20 protein-coding genes are annotated in these 15,036 nt (G+C 54.5%); 7 read left to right on the forward strand and 13 right to left on the reverse strand.

Going from position 1 to position 15,036, the window contains the following annotated elements:
• Nucleotides 1-5: 5 nt before the first annotated feature.
• Genes ACKF11_RS11475 through ACKF11_RS11495 form a run of 5 tightly spaced genes read left to right on the forward strand, consistent with a single transcriptional unit; the run spans nt 6 to nt 4,535 of the window.
• Nucleotides 6-917, forward strand: a complete 912-nt coding sequence (locus tag ACKF11_RS11475; protein ID WP_407997148.1) for a type II secretion system F family protein — start codon at nt 6-8, stop codon at nt 915-917.
• Between the two features lie 8 nt (nt 918-925).
• A complete protein-coding gene (locus ACKF11_RS11480) occupies nt 926-1,828 on the forward strand; it encodes a type II secretion system F family protein (RefSeq protein WP_407997149.1) in 903 nt (300 codons plus the stop codon).
• Between the two features lie 3 nt (nt 1,829-1,831).
• The gene (locus ACKF11_RS11485) at nt 1,832-2,590 is read left to right on the forward strand and encodes a tetratricopeptide repeat protein (protein WP_309565457.1); all 759 of its coding nucleotides are present in this window, start codon (nt 1,832-1,834) and stop codon (nt 2,588-2,590) included.
• Nucleotides 2,587-2,865 carry a DUF3613 domain-containing protein gene (locus ACKF11_RS11490; RefSeq protein ID WP_407993573.1) on the forward strand — a complete coding sequence of 93 codons (279 nt, stop codon included), beginning with the start codon at nt 2,587-2,589 and terminating at the stop codon, nt 2,863-2,865. The genes ACKF11_RS11485 and ACKF11_RS11490 overlap by 4 nt, the downstream gene beginning before the upstream one ends.
• A gap of 8 nt (nt 2,866-2,873) precedes the next feature.
• Nucleotides 2,874-4,535, forward strand: coding sequence for a TadG family pilus assembly protein (locus ACKF11_RS11495; RefSeq protein WP_407997150.1), 1,662 nt, complete (start codon nt 2,874-2,876; stop codon nt 4,533-4,535).
• Between the two features lie 9 nt (nt 4,536-4,544).
• Here the strand turns inward: ACKF11_RS11495 and sugE are convergent, their stop codons facing one another.
• From sugE to ACKF11_RS11525, 6 genes are all read right to left on the reverse strand, one after another.
• Entirely contained in the window at nt 4,545-4,862 is a 318-nt protein-coding gene (gene sugE, locus ACKF11_RS11500; protein WP_407997151.1) for a quaternary ammonium compound efflux SMR transporter SugE, read from the reverse strand.
• Nucleotides 4,863-4,891: 29 nt separating this feature from the next.
• Nucleotides 4,892-5,077: a hypothetical protein gene (locus tag ACKF11_RS11505; RefSeq protein ID WP_309565453.1), complete on the reverse strand. Its 186-nt coding sequence runs from the start codon at nt 5,075-5,077 to the stop codon at nt 4,892-4,894.
• Between the two features lie 28 nt (nt 5,078-5,105).
• Nucleotides 5,106-8,246, reverse strand: a complete 3,141-nt coding sequence (locus ACKF11_RS11510; protein ID WP_407997152.1) for an efflux RND transporter permease subunit — start codon at nt 8,244-8,246, stop codon at nt 5,106-5,108.
• A 14-nt stretch (nt 8,247-8,260) separates the two neighbouring features.
• Nucleotides 8,261-9,313 (reverse strand): efflux RND transporter periplasmic adaptor subunit, encoded by a 1,053-nt coding sequence (locus tag ACKF11_RS11515; protein WP_407997153.1) that lies wholly within the window; start codon nt 9,311-9,313, stop codon nt 8,261-8,263.
• Nucleotides 9,310-10,761 (reverse strand): TolC family protein, encoded by a 1,452-nt coding sequence (locus tag ACKF11_RS11520; RefSeq protein ID WP_407997154.1) that lies wholly within the window; start codon nt 10,759-10,761, stop codon nt 9,310-9,312. Before ACKF11_RS11520 ends, ACKF11_RS11515 begins: the two co-directional genes overlap by 4 nt.
• Before the next feature lie 285 nt (nt 10,762-11,046).
• Complete coding sequence (locus tag ACKF11_RS11525; RefSeq protein WP_309565449.1) at nt 11,047-11,295, reverse strand: hypothetical protein; 249 nt, start codon at nt 11,293-11,295, stop codon at nt 11,047-11,049.
• 370 nt (nt 11,296-11,665) lie between these two features.
• Between ACKF11_RS11525 and ACKF11_RS11530 the strand changes: the two genes are divergently transcribed.
• The gene (locus ACKF11_RS11530; RefSeq protein ID WP_407997155.1) at nt 11,666-11,845 is read left to right on the forward strand and encodes a hypothetical protein; all 180 of its coding nucleotides are present in this window, start codon (nt 11,666-11,668) and stop codon (nt 11,843-11,845) included.
• Nucleotides 11,846-11,862: 17 nt separating this feature from the next.
• Nucleotides 11,863-12,165 (forward strand): hypothetical protein, encoded by a 303-nt coding sequence (locus ACKF11_RS11535; RefSeq protein WP_407997156.1) that lies wholly within the window; start codon nt 11,863-11,865, stop codon nt 12,163-12,165.
• A gap of 321 nt (nt 12,166-12,486) precedes the next feature.
• On the opposite strand, the gene ACKF11_RS11540 is transcribed toward ACKF11_RS11535, so the two are convergent.
• From ACKF11_RS11540 to ACKF11_RS11570, 7 genes are all read right to left on the reverse strand, one after another.
• The gene (locus ACKF11_RS11540) at nt 12,487-12,675 is read right to left on the reverse strand and encodes a helix-turn-helix transcriptional regulator (protein ID WP_407997157.1); all 189 of its coding nucleotides are present in this window, start codon (nt 12,673-12,675) and stop codon (nt 12,487-12,489) included.
• Nucleotides 12,672-13,316: an ASCH domain-containing protein gene (locus tag ACKF11_RS11545; protein WP_407997158.1), complete on the reverse strand. Its 645-nt coding sequence runs from the start codon at nt 13,314-13,316 to the stop codon at nt 12,672-12,674. Before ACKF11_RS11545 ends, ACKF11_RS11540 begins: the two co-directional genes overlap by 4 nt.
• A gap of 16 nt (nt 13,317-13,332) precedes the next feature.
• A complete protein-coding gene (locus tag ACKF11_RS11550; protein WP_407997159.1) occupies nt 13,333-13,512 on the reverse strand; it encodes a hypothetical protein in 180 nt (59 codons plus the stop codon).
• 94 nt (nt 13,513-13,606) lie between these two features.
• A complete protein-coding gene (locus tag ACKF11_RS11555; RefSeq protein WP_407997160.1) occupies nt 13,607-13,810 on the reverse strand; it encodes a hypothetical protein in 204 nt (67 codons plus the stop codon).
• A 14-nt stretch (nt 13,811-13,824) separates the two neighbouring features.
• A complete protein-coding gene (locus ACKF11_RS11560) occupies nt 13,825-14,205 on the reverse strand; it encodes a hypothetical protein (RefSeq protein WP_407997161.1) in 381 nt (126 codons plus the stop codon).
• On the reverse strand, nt 14,202-14,387 hold the full coding sequence (locus tag ACKF11_RS11565) for a hypothetical protein (RefSeq protein WP_407997162.1): 186 nt from the start codon (nt 14,385-14,387) through the stop codon (nt 14,202-14,204). Before ACKF11_RS11565 ends, ACKF11_RS11560 begins: the two co-directional genes overlap by 4 nt.
• 175 nt (nt 14,388-14,562) lie before the next feature.
• Nucleotides 14,563-14,910: an NYN domain-containing protein gene (locus tag ACKF11_RS11570; RefSeq protein ID WP_407997163.1), complete on the reverse strand. Its 348-nt coding sequence runs from the start codon at nt 14,908-14,910 to the stop codon at nt 14,563-14,565.
• Nucleotides 14,911-15,036: the final 126 nt, after the last annotated feature.

Here is a 15,036-nt window from a genome sequence, read left to right on the forward strand (position 1 = left end):
GAGTCATGAATAGATGGATATTGCTGTCGTTTTGCATCATGTTGCTGGTGCTGGGCCTGTTGTTATGGTCCGCAAGCAAGCAGCAGCAGGTCCAGGCGAAGGCGCGGGTCAATTTCGAGCAGGCCTTGCCGTATTTCGGCAAGATAGAAAGCCTGCTGCCCGGGCGCGATGAAAGCTGGATATCGCGCGCCAAGCTGCGCTTCTCCGTCGTGTACGGCTTTGAGCTGGCTTCCTGGCATATCGCGGCATTCGCGGCCGCGTTATTGATCCTGTTTGCGTTCGGCAATACCTATATGCAGGTGTGGCAAGCCATGCTGTGCGTCTTGATGCTGATCATCCTCTTGCTGGTGGTGATTCCCTATATCCGGTTGCGGCGGCGCCAGCGTGCGGTCGTGGCGCAAATCCCGCTGTTCGTCGATCAGGTTTCACGGGCGCTCTCCATAGGCAAGAGCGTGGAGGGGGCCGTACGCGGCGTGACCGAGGATATGCAGATGCCACTGCGCGCGGTGCTGGAGCGGGTGGTGCGCGCGACCGACCTCGGCGCCAGTTTCGCCGACGCCATGCAAAAGGCTGCGGAACTCCATCATATCAAGGAGCTCGGGCTGATTGCCTTGGCCATCCGCATCAGCAGCAATTACGGGAGCTCGCCACAGGAACTGCTCAAGAGCATTGTGCAGATGATACGCCAGCAAGAACAGGCGCAGCGCGAGTTGGCGGCCATGACGGGGGAAACCAAGATTACCGCCTGGGTGCTGTCGCTGACGCCTTTGTTGATCGTCGCCTATATGTTTGCAGCCAATCCCGGCTATATCGACATGATGCTGAACGACCCGTCCGGCGCAATGATCTTCAAGGCGGCGCTGATCATGCAGGCTGTGGGCATCCTGATTTTCTGGCGCATGATGAAAAGTATCTAGGGGCTATCGTGAACGCCTGGGTGATGATCAGTGTGTTGGGTTTGTTCGCGGGCAGTGTGCTGCTGCTGATCGCGGAATTCTCGAAGCGGGCCCGCCATGACGCCCATGCCCGTTTCGACGAGGTGTTTGGCCGCAAGCGCGGAATCTACCTGCCGTCGCCCAAGCGCGGTATCGAGCGTTTCATCGAGCGGCTTTCCATCCTGCCTTCAAGCAAGGACCGGGAAATCCTCAAGCTCCTGGTGCAGGCCGGTTACAAGGGCAAGGCGCGTATCGTGTTCAACGCCGTCATCCGCCTCGGGCCGATCCTGACTGCGGCCCTCGTGCTGTTGATCGACCTGGTGCAAGGACAGGACCTGCTTCGCTGCCTGGCATTCGCCTTGTTCGGGTTTGCCTTTTTCTTTGTCGGCATCCGCTATCTGTTGCGTTGGCTTGCCGTACGCCGGCGCAAGCTGATCAGCAAGGAAATCACCACTTTCCTGCATATGCTGGTCATGCTGTTCGACTCGGGCCTTTCCCTGGAGCATTCGTTGCGCATCATGGTGGAGCAGGCGGGCGACATCATGCCTCACCTGGCCCAGGAGCTCGAGCGTGTGCTGGCCAGGATCAGGGCGGGGCAGGACCAGGGCGAGGCATTGATGAGCATGAGCCAGATGCTGGATATCCCGGAACTGAGCGAAACGGTGGCGATGCTGAAGCAAGTAGCCCAGCAGGGAGGAAACGTGCGCGACTCCATTATGCGTTATGCCGCGCTGATTGAGGAGCGACAGTTTTCGCGGTTGCGTGAGCGTGTCAGCAAGTTGTCGGCCAAGATGACGATCGTGATGATGCTCTTCATGTTTCCGGCGTTGATGATCTTCATTGCCGGTCCTGGTTTCATTGGTTTGGGCAAGGCATTGAGCGGACAGGGGTAGGAAATGAAAAAATCTCGATGGATCGGTGTATTGTGCGCGATCGGCTTTTCCTTGGCGGCACTGCCTGGATTGGCCGACGGCAAGGAGCAGAAAAACGGCAAGCAGGGCTGTGCGGAAACCACCCAGGAGGACAGGACGCAACTGGAAATGATCGCCAAGGTGCTTGCCGAAGGCAAGGCATATGCCGCGCTGGCGTTCCTGGATGCGGCCAAGCTCGACTCGCCTGCGGCCCGTTTGTACCGCGCCAATGCCTTGCGCCAGACAGCGCAGTTCGAACAGGCAGGCGAACTGTACCAACAGCTGCTTGGCAGTTGCGTCGGCGGCTTGGCGTACCAGGGGCTGGGCTTGCTGGCGGAAATGCAGGAGCAGCATGAAACGGCAATCGGTTTTCTCAAGTCCGCTAGCAGGATGCTGCCGGTGGACAGCAAGGTCAGGGGGGATTACGGCTATGCGTTGATGATGTACGGCGACCATCAGTCGGCCCTGAGCGAGCTCCTCACTGCGATCGAGCTGGACGGCAATAACCGGCTGGCCATCCATAACCTCGTCATGCTGATGTACAAGACAGGCCAGGATGAACGTGCCGCCCAGCTTGCACGCGACTTCGACATTACGGAACAACACCTGCAGGGGATCCGCCAGGCCAGCGGCTTGCCTGCATTTAAGGTTAATCAGCGCCAGCAATTCTCATCGGGTAGCTGCTACGGCAACACCCAGCTTTGCACTGGCATCCTGAGTCCGCAACTGGAGGTAGTGCAATGATGATGAAACGGAAAATGATAGCCCTGTTGTCCATAAGCCTGTTCTCTGCGGGCGCTTTTGCAGAAGCCGGTAGCAATCAGGCGCAAGAACAGCAAGTTAACCCTTCCTCCCAGGCCGAAAGGTGGTTGGAGTTGCAGCGGGAAGGCAGCCAGGCATCGTTGAACAAGCAATACCTGTCGGGGCCTGCCATGGAGAATATCCACAAGCGCTATCTCGAAAGCTTCACGCGCCCTATTCCCGAACGGTTTGATCCGGGCCAGTTCAACCGCCAATGATGCAGTCCATGCATAAAACAAGTAAAAAAAACCAGCAAGGCGCCATCGGCCTGTTCGGCGTGTTGACGCTCATGATGGCGGTGCTGTTCGTGGCAGTGGCCGTGGATAGCGGCCGCATGTGGATGGAAAAGCGTAAACTCCAGAACATTGCGGACATGGCCGCCATCGCTGCCGGGGGGCAGGTGGGCGGGTGCGTGCAAAATAATAGCGATGTCTACAGAATGGCGGCGCAGGGCGCGGCGATGGCAAACGGCTACCAAGGGAGCCTGCTTGCTCCGCCAAACGTAGTGGAGCTGGGCGGTTACAGCACCGATGAAGGAGGGGTTCGTACCTTCGTCGCTAATGGGGAGCGGCGTGCCGTGCATGTCCTGGCGACGCAGGAAGTGCCTTCCAGCTTGATTGCCGGAGGGATTTTCAACCAGCGGGTTGTGTTACAGGCGGAGGCGGTTGCCGCGGTGCGTGCTCCGGTTGCGGCATTTCGAGCAGGGTCTATGGTTGCCGATGCTGACTTATTGAATAATTTGTTGAGTGGGATTTTAGGCTCCAACATCCGATTGGTTTCATACGATGGATTATTAAATACCAATATCAAGCTACTGGATTTGGTGAAGGTAAACTCAAATGTAGGTTCAGTTTCTGAATTGTTGAATATGAATCTCTCATTAGGCCAGTTCTTCACGCTTTTGCAAACCGCAGTAGATCAAAATGGAAATCCCTCCGAGCCAGGTTTGGGCGCTGTTGTTGAAAATTTAGGCTATTTGGCTACCGGTACAGTCAAGTCACTGCATTTACGTTTGGCTGATGTGTTAAAAATATCGAATCCAGATGCCAATGCGGTAGCAAGCACTCAGGTCAATCTTCTGAACCTCATTACCACCGCTGCTTTTGTTGCGAATGGTAGCAATGCCATTCATGTGCCATTAGGAATTAGTTTGCTTGGACTGGCTAATATTGAGACGAGCATCCGTGTGATTGAGCCGCCTCAGTTAGCTATTGGTCCGCCGGCAGTAAACGGGGTGGCTTGTACGGTGGCGAGAACTGCACAGGTACGAGTTGAAACTAATATATTTCCTTCTGATGTGCTGAGTGTTCTGGCATCTGTAGATCTCAAACTTTCGCTTGAAGTGGCTCAGGGCCGGGCTGAATTAATGGAGGTTCGTACACAAGGAAATAGAACAAATGTGGTGATTAATCCATATTCTGGATTAATCAATTTAAGATTGACCAGCACAAGTGACTCATCTAAACCAGCGGAAATTAGAGCATTAGCCGGGATTATTAGTACCAATGTTGGCCTTCGGGATAATCCAGCTCAATCTTCGCCTTCGAATAATGCGATCATCTTTGATGTAAATCATCCTGTTGCTGATCATTTATCGCAATCAGCGAATAGCTCTGCAGGCACAAAGAGTCTTGCAGAGTATACAAAATCGAGTCAGCTTGTTATTGAGGATGTATGTCTTATTGGATTGTGCCTTGATTTTGTTATCAAGCCAATTATCAACACAGTTATCACACCCGTAATAAATCAGTTGGTTGTGCCTTTGTTGACGACTGTGACAGCCAATGTATTGGATCCCTTGCTTAGAATGCTGGGGATTGACGTCGCTGGCGTTACTGTAATACTAGACGATGTTGGTTTGGGTAACGCTCAAGTGCTTTTGCGATGACTAAATAAGTCAAGGAGTAGCCAGCTTGAGCCCAATAATGCCAATAATGATGAGCGTGACGCTGGCCAGGCGAATGGCGCTGGTCGGTTCGTCAAACAGGAAAATCCCCATGATCACAGTACCCACGGCCCCAATTCCCACCCAGACGGCGTAGGCGGTTCCCATGGGCAGCGAGCGCATCGCCAGGCTCAACAGCACTACGCTGAGCACCATGGCGATGACGGTGCCGACGCTGGGCCAGAAGCGCGTGAAGCCGTGACTGTATTTGAGGCCCACTGCCCAGACGACTTCGAGCAGGCCTGCGATGAAGAGGGTAAGCCAATCCATGGAAAATCCTAAATATGTGATGCGCTGCCTCAATGGCGGCAGTTGTTGTCCTTGAATGGGCCCTTGACCTGCGTCCAGCCCTGGCCGGGCGAGGATTGCAGGCAAACCAGCTTGCCGTCCAGCTTGCTTTGCCAGAGGTACCAGGGAGCAGGGGCCGCAGCCAGCGGGGCTGACCACAGCAAAGCCAGCAACATCCATTGTTTCGCCGATTTCATGCGGCTATTCTACAGAGAATCCTGGCAGTTAGGCCATAGGCTCTTGCATTCGGGATGGCTGTTTTTCGAAGCGTCCCAGGTGCAGCATGATGGCCGGCATGATGAGCAGGTTGAGCACGGTGGAGGTCACCAGGCCGCCGACGATGATGGTGGCCATGGGGCCTTCGATCTCGCGGCCGGGTTCGCCGCTGCCGATGGCCAGCGGCAGCAACCCCAGGCCTGTGACGAGCGCCGTCATCAGGATGGAAGGCAGCCGCTCCGATGCGCCGCGTATGGCTGTTTCCAGGTTCCATTCGAGCCCCTCGTGGTCGATCAGGTGTTGGTAGTGCGAGATCAGCATGATGGAGTTGCGTAAGGTGATGCCAAACAGGGTCACGAACCCGACCATGGAGCCTATCGATATCCAGCCTCCCGCCATGACGGCGGCGAAGATGCCCCCGATCAATGCGAACGGCAGGTTGAAAAAGGTCAGCGTCAGGTTGCGCAGGTTGCCGAGCGCAATGTAGAGCAACAGGAATATCCCGCCAAATGCCAGCAGGGAGTGCGCGACGAGCTCCCGGTTTGCCTGGCTGCCGGCCTGGGCTTCGCCGCTGAATGCGAGATAGTTGCCGGGCGAAAGGGCCACCTCGGCATTGATCTTGTGCCGTGCTCGCTCGTAAAAGGCATGGATGTCGCCTTCCTTGACGTTGGCCGTGACGGTCTGGATGCGTTTTGCTCCCTGGTGCAATATCTTGGACTGGCCGTTTTCCTGGCGGATATCCGCCACATCCTTGAGTTGGAGCATGCGGCCTTCGATGTTGCGCAATGGCAGCTTGCCCACTTGCTGGATATTCTGCCGTGCCTCGGGCGCAAGCACCACGGCCACGCCGATGACGCGGTTGCCATGGTAGACCTGGTTCACCGGCATGCTTTCGTAGGCGATGCGGATGGTATCCAGCACATCGCTGGGATGCAGTCCGAATTGCAGCAATTTCTCCGGCAGCAGCCTGATCACCAACTGGGGCGTCCCGGGAGGAGACTGGATCATCACGTCGGTTGCCCCCGGGGTGTCGGCCAATGCTGCCGCCACCGCCGCCGCATCGCGGTTGAGGCCGTCGAGGTCGCGTCCGTAAATATTGACCACCAAGGCGGCGGCATAGCCGGAAATGGTTTCTTCTATGCGCTCGGTGAGGAAGGTGTTGATGGCGAAATTGACACCGACGAACCCTGGATAGCCCGGCCCGTCGTCGTCCATGCCGGACAGTTTTTCACGGATGTCTTCGAGGATGCGGCTTTGCTCTGCGCCGGATAGCGCGCCTATCTCGATCTCGAACTCGCTGTAATGGGTGCCGAAGGTGTCCGCGGCGTTCGGCGCGCGGCCCACCCATTGGGCTACCGAACGCACTCCCTCGATGCTCTGCAGCACTTCTGTCACCTTCTTTCCGATGCGCAGGGATTCTTGCTCAGAAGTGCCGGGCACGGCTGTCATGTGCATGATGTAGTGGCCTTCATGCAGGCTGGGGATGAATTGGGTCTTGAACAGCGGCAACGTGGTGAGGCCCAGGGCGATCAACATCAGAGTGACCCCGATCAGGATTTTGTAATGCTGCTCTATGTTGCGCAGGCAGCGTACATAATGGCGCTTGATGAAGCGGATGATGGGGGAGTCTTCCGTTTTCAGGTTGGCGGACTTGCCGAGCAGTAGGTAGCAAAGCGCGGGCGTCACGGTTAGCGCAATGACCAGCGACGCCATGATCGCCACGATGTAGGCCATACCCAGGGGTGCGAACAGCTTGCCGGCCACGCCGCCGATTGTGAGCAAGGGCAGGAATACCAGGGCCACGATGAACGTGGCATAGACCACCGAGCTGCGTACCTCCATGGAAGCCTGGAAAACGACTAGGTGCAACGGCGCAGGGACTGGCCGCAAACGGTTTTCACGGATGCGGCGGAAAATGTTTTCCGAATCGATGATGGCGTCGTCCACCACCTCGCCGAGCGCAATCGCCAAGCCACCCAGCACCATGATGTTGAGGCCGATGCCAAATTGCTGCAATACCAGGATGGCGGCAAGGAGAGAGAGGGGGATGGCGGTGGCGGAAATAAACGCGGCCCGCACATTGAAGAGAAACAGGAACAGGATGCCGATGACGAGGGCGGAGCCGATCAGGATATCGGTCTGCACGCTGTCGATGGCGGTTTCGATGAAGTTGGCCGGGCGGAACAATTCAGGATGAAGCGTGACTTCGCGGGCATCCAGCACGGGGGCGAGTTCGGCGAGGGCAGCTTCGACCGCCTGGGTGACGCCTTTGGTATTGGCCCCCAGTTGCGATTGTATCGACAGGTATATCCCGGTCTTGCCGTTGATGGCGGCCGCGCTGATAGACGGCACGGCTCCCTCGACGACCTGGCCGATATCGCTGACGCGCAGCGTCTGCCCGGCCACATGCAACAGGGCCGTGCGCGCCAGTTGCTGCGGGTTCAAGGCCTGGCCTTCGGTGTTGATGATGATGCGCTGGTTATTGTTCTCGATGAAGCCTGCGCCGCGGATGGCCGTGCTGCGGCTGACCGCATCCACGACTTGCTGCAGCGACACGTTGTAGCGCACCAGCTTGGCAGGATCGACCTGGACCTGGAACTGGCGGACTTCTCCTCCGAACACATTGACATCCGCGACGCCCTGCACGGCCATCAAGTGCGGTTTGACCGTCCAATCCACCAATGTGCGCAACTCGCTGAGACTCCTGATATTCGAAGTCAGGCCGATGCCCAACACCGTGCTGGCAGAGGAGGTCAATGGCGTGATGTTGGGGACAATCCCCGCGGGTAAAGTGCTGTTGAGCGTGGAAAGCCGTTCGGCCACCACCTGGCGGTTGCGGTAAATGTCTGTGGATTCGTCAAAGATCACCGTAATGACGGACAGCCCGGGAATGGATTGCGAGCGTATGCTGGCGATGCCGACAGTGCCGGCAATGCCATTTTCCAGTGGCTGAGTGACCAGAGACTCGACGAGCTCGGCCGAGAGGCCGGGGGCCTCGGTCTGGATGATCAGCTGGGTGGGGGCGAACTCGGGGAAGACATCGAGATGGCTATGCACTGTCTTGTATATGCCATAAATCACCAGCATGAGCGCCAGTGCCATCATCACGCCGCTATGGCGGATGGAAAAACGGATCAGGGCCGACATCATGGTGGCATCAGCTCCTAATCGTCATTCTCGTTGGTGATCTGGTACTTGAGCTCTTCCGAGAGCAGAAGCTGGGCGCCGTTGGTGACGATGGTATCGCCGGGCTTGAACTTGTCGCGGTTGAACCAGCCGTTATCGCTTTCAATATCCGTGTTGATGGGTTCGCGGACGAATTTGTCGGCCTCGTGCTTGCGGTATACCCACGCCTTGCCACCATACCAGACGACCGCCTGTTGCGGTATCACCACGCCGGTCATCATATTGGCGGTATCAAGCTCCCGCGTGCCAAGGCGCATGCCCGCCCGCAGGCTGGTGGCGGGCGCGGTGTAGAAATAGGTTTTGCCTTGCAGCACCGGATCGGCTTGCGGGGATAGGGCAAGCAAATGCGCCGTGACCGGAGGAATGCCGCTGCCTACCGGGGTCACGCGCAAAGTCGCGGTGGGTTCGGCCTGTTGTGGGGGCAGGACAATGCGCAGCAACACCTGCCTGTATTCGAGCAGGGCGTTGATTTCTGCGCTGGGCTTGGGCTCCAGCATGCCCAGCCCCAAGCGTTCGCCCCATTGTTGGCGCGCGGTGTAACGCAGGTTTTCCAGCGCCGCTTCATGCGCCTGCAGCTTGGCAAGGTCGCTTTTGTACAGGGCTTCCGCTGCTACCAGCATACGGTCGGAGATATTGCGGTCATGCTGGTTGAGCAGCGACAGGCGCTCATAGTCGTTCTTGCTGTTGCTCAAGGATGCCTGGGCAACCGCCAGGTCGCCCAAGGCATTCATGTATTGGGTGCGCAAGCTCAATAGCCCATCGAGGCTGAGCACGTTGCCCAGGCCTTCCAGCATGGGCTGATACTTGGTCATGTTGAGGATTGCGGTGCGGATATCGCTTTGCTGCTGGGTTTCCGCGCTCAATACGATAGTGCTGATGCCTGCCTCGGTCTGGACGCGTTGCGGGCTTTCGATTTCTTCCTCTTCATTGAACGCCTCGAACTCGTCCTTACTGAACAGCACCAGCAACCAGAGCAGCACCACGATCATGCAAGCCTGGACGATGATGACGGCGACAGCTTTTTTATTCATGACTTGGCTTTCTGAAACGATTGGCGCTGGATAGTGGAATGGCGGGAAGGCGCTGTAACCTGGTCAAGGTTTTCCAGCGGCAGTTGCATACTGTCCTCAAGCGCTGCCGCGGCACGTTGCACCTGGTATTCGGCAGCAAGGAGCCGCTGCTTGGCCAACACATTCTCCAGCTGGTAAGTGAACAGCTCGAGGCGGTCGGCAAAGCCGTGCTCGAATCGCAGGCTGGCTTGTTGGGCCTGGGTTTGCTGGGTTGCGTACAAGTCGCGGGCTTGCTCAAGCGCCAGCAGCGCGGAGCGGTACCGGCTCCTGGCGCTGTCCATGGAGGCGATGACGCGCGCTTGCAGCGCCTCGAACTGCGCTGCTTCCGTTTCGCGCAGCGCCTTGGCTTCAGCGATCTGCCCCTGGTTGCGGTGCAGCACGTTCAGAAGGCTGCTGATGCCCAGCGACCAGATGTGGAATCCCTCTTCATAGTTGTAAGCGGGCGCCAGGCTGATATCGGGATATTGCCGGGCGATTTCCAGGCGCAGGCGCGCCTCGCTTGCCGCGTAGTTTGCAAGGCCTGCCCGGATATCCACGCGATTGAGCAGGGCGGCGTCTTGCGCGGCGGGGTTAAGGGCATTGGTGATGTCGATATCGCGCCGCATCCCGAGCAATTGGTCGGTGGCATGCAGCTTCAACTGGAGCTGGTCGAACTTATCCAGCGGAAGGCCGGCATTGCTGGCAAGCTGGGTCTTGAGCTCATCGATGCGTCCCTGCTCTTCGACCAAGGTTTGTTGCGCCTTCTGCCATTGCAGTCTGGCATTGCTCAGCTCCACGCTTGAAATCATACCGGCCTGCAAGCGTAGCGTGAGCATGGAAACGATCTCGTCGCGCAGCTGCGCCTCTTGCTTGAGCATGGACAGGTTCTGGTGCGCGGCATTGAATTCTATCCAGCTTGAAAGCAGGCGGTAGCGCAGGTTCCAGGTGGTCTGGGCGATATTGAGGCGCGCGCTTTCGGAAAGGTTGGAGGCCATGTCGATCCTGGCCTGGCGCTTGCCGGCCGTTTCCACCGGGATGCTGAAACTCAGGCTGTAGACCTCGGGAACCTCGGGCTCGTTGCGGCGACCGGCGCCGATTGAAACGCTGGGATTGGGACGTTGCGCCGCAGTGGTGATGGCGGCCATGGCGCGGCTCAGCTGGGCGCGGGCAACATCGAGGTCGGGGTGGAAATACAGCGTGCAGAATATCAGCTCCTGCCACCCCCATTGCTCAGGCCGGCTGGCATAGCCCTCCTCATGCAAATAGGCCAGAAAGCCGCTATCTCCCGTATCGTGCGCCCGTAACGAGACATGCCCATGGGCTGCCGCGAGCGGGTGCGTCTGGTATTGCTGATAGCCGCATCCCGTCGCCAGTAAGCTGCACAGGGTCATCGTAGTCCATAGTCCGGGCGGTCGTTTTATTGTTTTCATTGCGCCGCCATTGTTCACTCCACGTGCGATGGTACAACCTGCAGTGCTTGACGGCAATGTTGTCAATGCAAAGCGTACCTATTGCTGCTGATAAAGATGCAGCTTGTTGGAAACGCATCAGAACATTTCGCTGCCGCTGCAATTGTAGGGATGAACTATCTATAGTTTGTCGTAATTCAACTTAGTATTGATGTTAGGTAAACATTGAGAGAATAGTTTGCAAGGAAAGGTGCTGGCAAAAGGCAAGCTGGTGGGAATCTATGAATCTCCCAAAGAGTAATAACGCTAGCCTGCAATAATGGCCTGGACTGAGTTCAAGGCATCCTGCAGTGTTTCTTCGGAGAGGGTGTTGATGCTGCTTGCCAGTAGCTCGGCAGCCTCTTCAGTGCCTGATGGCAGGTCATGGCTGTCCAACTCGGCAATCAAGCCTGCCGCTGCACCGGCAACTTTCAACAATGCTTGGCGCTCCCGCATGAGGATTTCGAGCTCGGCACGTAACATATTGATTTCATCTTGATTGATAGTGCTTTGCATAATTGACTTTCTTGGTGCGTGAACGTGTCGATATTGGCTAGGTTTGGATGATGTGTCAAACAGACGGGCCGGTATTAATTTATACCGGCCTTTTTGTACGGCTGGCTTCGGCCTTTCATGTCAGCTTCGGCATACATAGGCCGATAAGCATTTTATCACTTTTCAGAGCGTCCCTTCCGAGTATCGAAGAATCCCGACGCCATATTTTGTGGGGAGTAGCTGATTGATAAACTATTGAGGTTAAGTCATTCTTACATCCAAATAAGCTGTAATGCATTGAAAATGCTAGCTAGAGCAGGCACATTCTCCTTCTCAACAGTAAATCCTGAAGAAGGAAAAGATAGATACTCAATACTACAAAGACCACAGCGTGCAAGTCGTCTTTAAAGCGGTGGATGATATTGGATTCATGTGGCTGGCCTTGGTTGATGGCAGATTTGTTGGCCCTCCAGATCAACAAAAGTTTATTTACGAGACGCCGGAAGAAGCGAAAGATGCAGGTTGGCAATATGCAGCTTCCTACATCAATGGTCTTGAAAAAGCGGTTTAGTAAAAAGGAATGCAGTCATGATTTCCATCGTGAAAGCAGTTAGGTTCGGAAATGGCGGTCAAGATGTCACTCATGTGGAGTGGGGCGTGATTGATGAGCATGATCCACGAGAGTGGATTGAGCAACCGCAATTGGCAAAGGCTATTGACGTGGTGAAAGCCATCAAGAATGGCCAAACCGTTCGTCCATTGTTTGAGATCAATGGATTATTGATGATTGGCGAACCGCTACTGGTTAAAATGCTTCCAGATGGTCACGAAACCATTGAAATGCATCAGCCTTACAACGAACGCACCTTGATGGATATTCCTAAGATCTAATTATTGCTGCTCCTCCAAAGAGGACAATTAGAGCGGGAATATGTTAATACACAAATGACTACACATTTTAGTTTGAATTCAAACTACATTCCTGTAAGTCATTGGTGCGAAAGGAGAGACTCGAAAACCTTGATTTGGCTGGAATTCAGATGGTTTTCAGCGTAAAAAGCGTGTAATAAAATTAATTTTTTATTTTTATTCTTACGTGATCAGCTTGGTTTTTCGAATCATCTAGCCTAATGAGGAATAGGGATTTTAACGTATCTTGGCTAAGTTTCCCTAACAAAAAGCCCATCATGGTGATGGGCTTTTTACTGTTTGCTACTGTTGCTCCGCCCACCTTCGCAGGTCGGCGATTTTCCACCTCGGCTGGCCATGGCCGCCTTTTCCAGTTTTGGCGTGGATGGGTTTGGGGAAGCCGGATGAATACCGGATCACCTTTCGGAAGTAAGCAGGTGAGTAGCCGAGGAAATCAGCCACGTCTTTTGCTCTCAGTAGCTTATCCATCATGGCTTTATCCTGCGGAATTCAATCACCCATACCCATGGATTTTTTGCCCATGCGCCATCACCGTTGATGAGTTCCCACAGATGGGCGAAGCCATTGCGATATGGTGATCCGTTTTCCATCAGAGGGAAGTTGAGCAGGGAGCGGGTTTCTGGTGTGGCATTGTCTGAAATCAGACAATCAGCGCCTTCAGCTTTGGCGTCGGCTTCGCTAATATCCTGCAAACGCTCTACGCGAATGCTTGTTATCTCAAGCTGAATGCGGCTAGCCCAGCGGGGCATGTGGATGCTAGGTTTCCAGGGACGGCCATCCGCAAGAATTAGAGCACCTGGATCAGCGGCATAGTGAATAGTGCCGGCGGCAGCTACAACTGCGTCCCAAGTATGAGGAATCATTTCCCGAGTTAAACCCAGGTCTACAGGATTCGGCTCAACCATAAAGTTTTCACGTACCCATAGCTGATCACCTGGTGCATTGCTGTAGTGGTGATGTAGAGCTAATACTTTGCTATCAGAGTCTGCTCTGGAGATAAGCGAGGTCAGCACAGGCTGCGGCTTCATAATCCTTCTAGTCTGCGTCTTATTCCCCGCCAGGATTGCCTGCACCATCGGTGCGCTGAAAATGATTGGGCGTTCTTTCATCATTATTCTCCTCAATCATTCACACTTGTTGAGCACAAGACATCAGTGCAATCGACGTCACCACAATGGCGATCAGGATGCAGGTGTAGAAGATGTCAAAGACTTTGTTCACCGTTTCACCTGATCCTTTCCAGGCGTCACCGCATGTCATTTTCTGGCCTGTTTTCAGGCCTAGAAAGGTCAGCAAACGCAGGATCATGACGTGCTCCTTGCAAGGGTTTGGATGATGCCATTGGCATAGGCGAGGGCGACGAAGGCCAGCAGAAACACCGCGGCAATCTTGAGGTTGGTTTTCATGGCCACATCGCCTCATGCCCGGTGACATCCTTGTAAATCTTGCAGGTGTCATGTACCACCTTGGCGTGGTGATTCAGGTTATCGATCACGATGCAGGGTCTGACTCCATGGCGCAGGGCCTGAATCATTGCGGTGTAAACAGTCCGTTCAAAGTCGACGGCTGCGTCGGTTGTTTTCTTTTGCTGATCATCGGTGCTCATGATTGCCCTTGTGGTTAGAAATAGACTCTGCGGATGGCTATTGCACGCAGCTTGCTGTTAAGTGTGCAAAACTCTTGAAGCCCGTTTCGCACACAACAGCAAAAGGCATACCCCTTTCTGAGCGGGCGAGCATCACTAGTCCAATAAGATTGGTTGAGGGATTGGTTTCCTATTTCCTGTCTAATGAGCAAAAACTCAATAAGATTAGGAATAACCCCACCACATTTTGAAGCCCAATCAAGCTGCTTTTTATAGTTTGCAGGTGCGCTATCTCCTGGTAGCCGTACTATTTGATAGCGCTTATTTGCACTGACAATGGTTCCAACCCAGATTTCACCTCTTTCAAGAGCGGGAGGAGTGGCGATGTTGTTTTCTATCTGGACTAATGCATTCAAAGCGCCTCTCCTTGTTTGATATTCACGCGGTGTTGCTTCCAGCCGGGAAGGAGGATGGAGCAGAGGCGGATATCGCCGCGGCTGTTAGTGATCATATGTAGGTGCCGGGCGATGGCCTGCTGGCGTATTTCCAGCATGGTGGCTTCGCTTGGCGGTTTTTCGAGGATGATGAGTTTGTTCATTTCAATAACCAAAAGTAATTGATATGGCAATTATTACTATCGGTTATTATCTTGTCAATAACTATAGGTTATTATTTGTGGTGGATTGGTGATATATTGGTTTCTATGGGGAGAAAGGGGAAAAAATAAAAAAGCCCTCAGGTGAGGGCCTCGGAGATGATGTAGTGTTTTATCTTTAATTGGTTCCGGTAGTAGTGGTGGATACTCGCTGTGGAGCATTTGCAGGGGCTGCTACTGGATGTTGAATGATGAGTTTTTTGGGACATGTACTTCTAAGCCCATCAATATGCTCATTTAGGTTGGAAGGAATACTTTGCCACATAGGGTCAAGAATAAAATCAACTCCTTCTCTTCTAGCCAGCTTAGCTGCAGGTACAAAGTCAGCATCACCAGCTATAAGAACAATTTGATTGACTTGTTTCTTGAATGCCAATGAGGAAATATCAATACCTATCCTCATGTCTACACCTTTCTGGCGGACATTGGGTATTACATCGTGTTCTGTCAAAGCTGAAAATTGCATTTGAATCGCCCCTACTATCCTAGACAGTCGCCAGCCCCTCGAAATAACGCTTTTCATACTCTACTGGCGATAGGCCATTATTGAAACTGTGTCGACGCCTAGGGTTGTAAAACATCTCGATGTAAT

It is taken from the genome of Methylobacillus draconifructus, assembly GCF_045984385.1.
GTDB lineage: Bacteria > Pseudomonadota > Gammaproteobacteria > Burkholderiales > Methylophilaceae > Methylobacillus > Methylobacillus flagellatus_A.

What these genes read in the sequence shown, in the direction of transcription:
- ACKF11_RS11475 (WP_407997148.1), top strand. Translation starts at nt 6, where the DNA reads ATGAATAGATGGATATTGCTGTCGTTTTGCATCATGTTGCTGGTGCTG.
- ACKF11_RS11485 (WP_309565457.1), top strand. Translation starts at nt 1,832, where the DNA reads ATGAAAAAATCTCGATGGATCGGTGTATTGTGCGCGATCGGCTTTTCC.
- ACKF11_RS11490 (WP_407993573.1), top strand. Translation starts at nt 2,587, where the DNA reads ATGATGATGAAACGGAAAATGATAGCCCTGTTGTCCATAAGCCTGTTC.
- ACKF11_RS11495 (WP_407997150.1), top strand. Translation starts at nt 2,874, where the DNA reads ATGCATAAAACAAGTAAAAAAAACCAGCAAGGCGCCATCGGCCTGTTC.
- sugE (WP_407997151.1), bottom strand. Translation starts at nt 4,862, where the DNA reads ATGGATTGGCTTACCCTCTTCATCGCAGGCCTGCTCGAAGTCGTCTGG.
- ACKF11_RS11505 (WP_309565453.1), bottom strand. Translation starts at nt 5,077, where the DNA reads ATGAAATCGGCGAAACAATGGATGTTGCTGGCTTTGCTGTGGTCAGCC.
- ACKF11_RS11510 (WP_407997152.1), bottom strand. Translation starts at nt 8,246, where the DNA reads ATGATGTCGGCCCTGATCCGTTTTTCCATCCGCCATAGCGGCGTGATG.
- ACKF11_RS11515 (WP_407997153.1), bottom strand. Translation starts at nt 9,313, where the DNA reads ATGAATAAAAAAGCTGTCGCCGTCATCATCGTCCAGGCTTGCATGATC.
- ACKF11_RS11520 (WP_407997154.1), bottom strand. Translation starts at nt 10,761, where the DNA reads ATGAAAACAATAAAACGACCGCCCGGACTATGGACTACGATGACCCTG.
- ACKF11_RS11525 (WP_309565449.1), bottom strand. Translation starts at nt 11,295, where the DNA reads ATGCAAAGCACTATCAATCAAGATGAAATCAATATGTTACGTGCCGAG.
- ACKF11_RS11535 (WP_407997156.1), top strand. Translation starts at nt 11,863, where the DNA reads ATGATTTCCATCGTGAAAGCAGTTAGGTTCGGAAATGGCGGTCAAGAT.
- ACKF11_RS11540 (WP_407997157.1), bottom strand. Translation starts at nt 12,675, where the DNA reads ATGATGGATAAGCTACTGAGAGCAAAAGACGTGGCTGATTTCCTCGGC.
- ACKF11_RS11545 (WP_407997158.1), bottom strand. Translation starts at nt 13,316, where the DNA reads ATGATGAAAGAACGCCCAATCATTTTCAGCGCACCGATGGTGCAGGCA.
- ACKF11_RS11550 (WP_407997159.1), bottom strand. Translation starts at nt 13,512, where the DNA reads ATGATCCTGCGTTTGCTGACCTTTCTAGGCCTGAAAACAGGCCAGAAA.
- ACKF11_RS11555 (WP_407997160.1), bottom strand. Translation starts at nt 13,810, where the DNA reads ATGAGCACCGATGATCAGCAAAAGAAAACAACCGACGCAGCCGTCGAC.
- ACKF11_RS11565 (WP_407997162.1), bottom strand. Translation starts at nt 14,387, where the DNA reads ATGAACAAACTCATCATCCTCGAAAAACCGCCAAGCGAAGCCACCATG.
- ACKF11_RS11570 (WP_407997163.1), bottom strand. Translation starts at nt 14,910, where the DNA reads ATGCAATTTTCAGCTTTGACAGAACACGATGTAATACCCAATGTCCGC.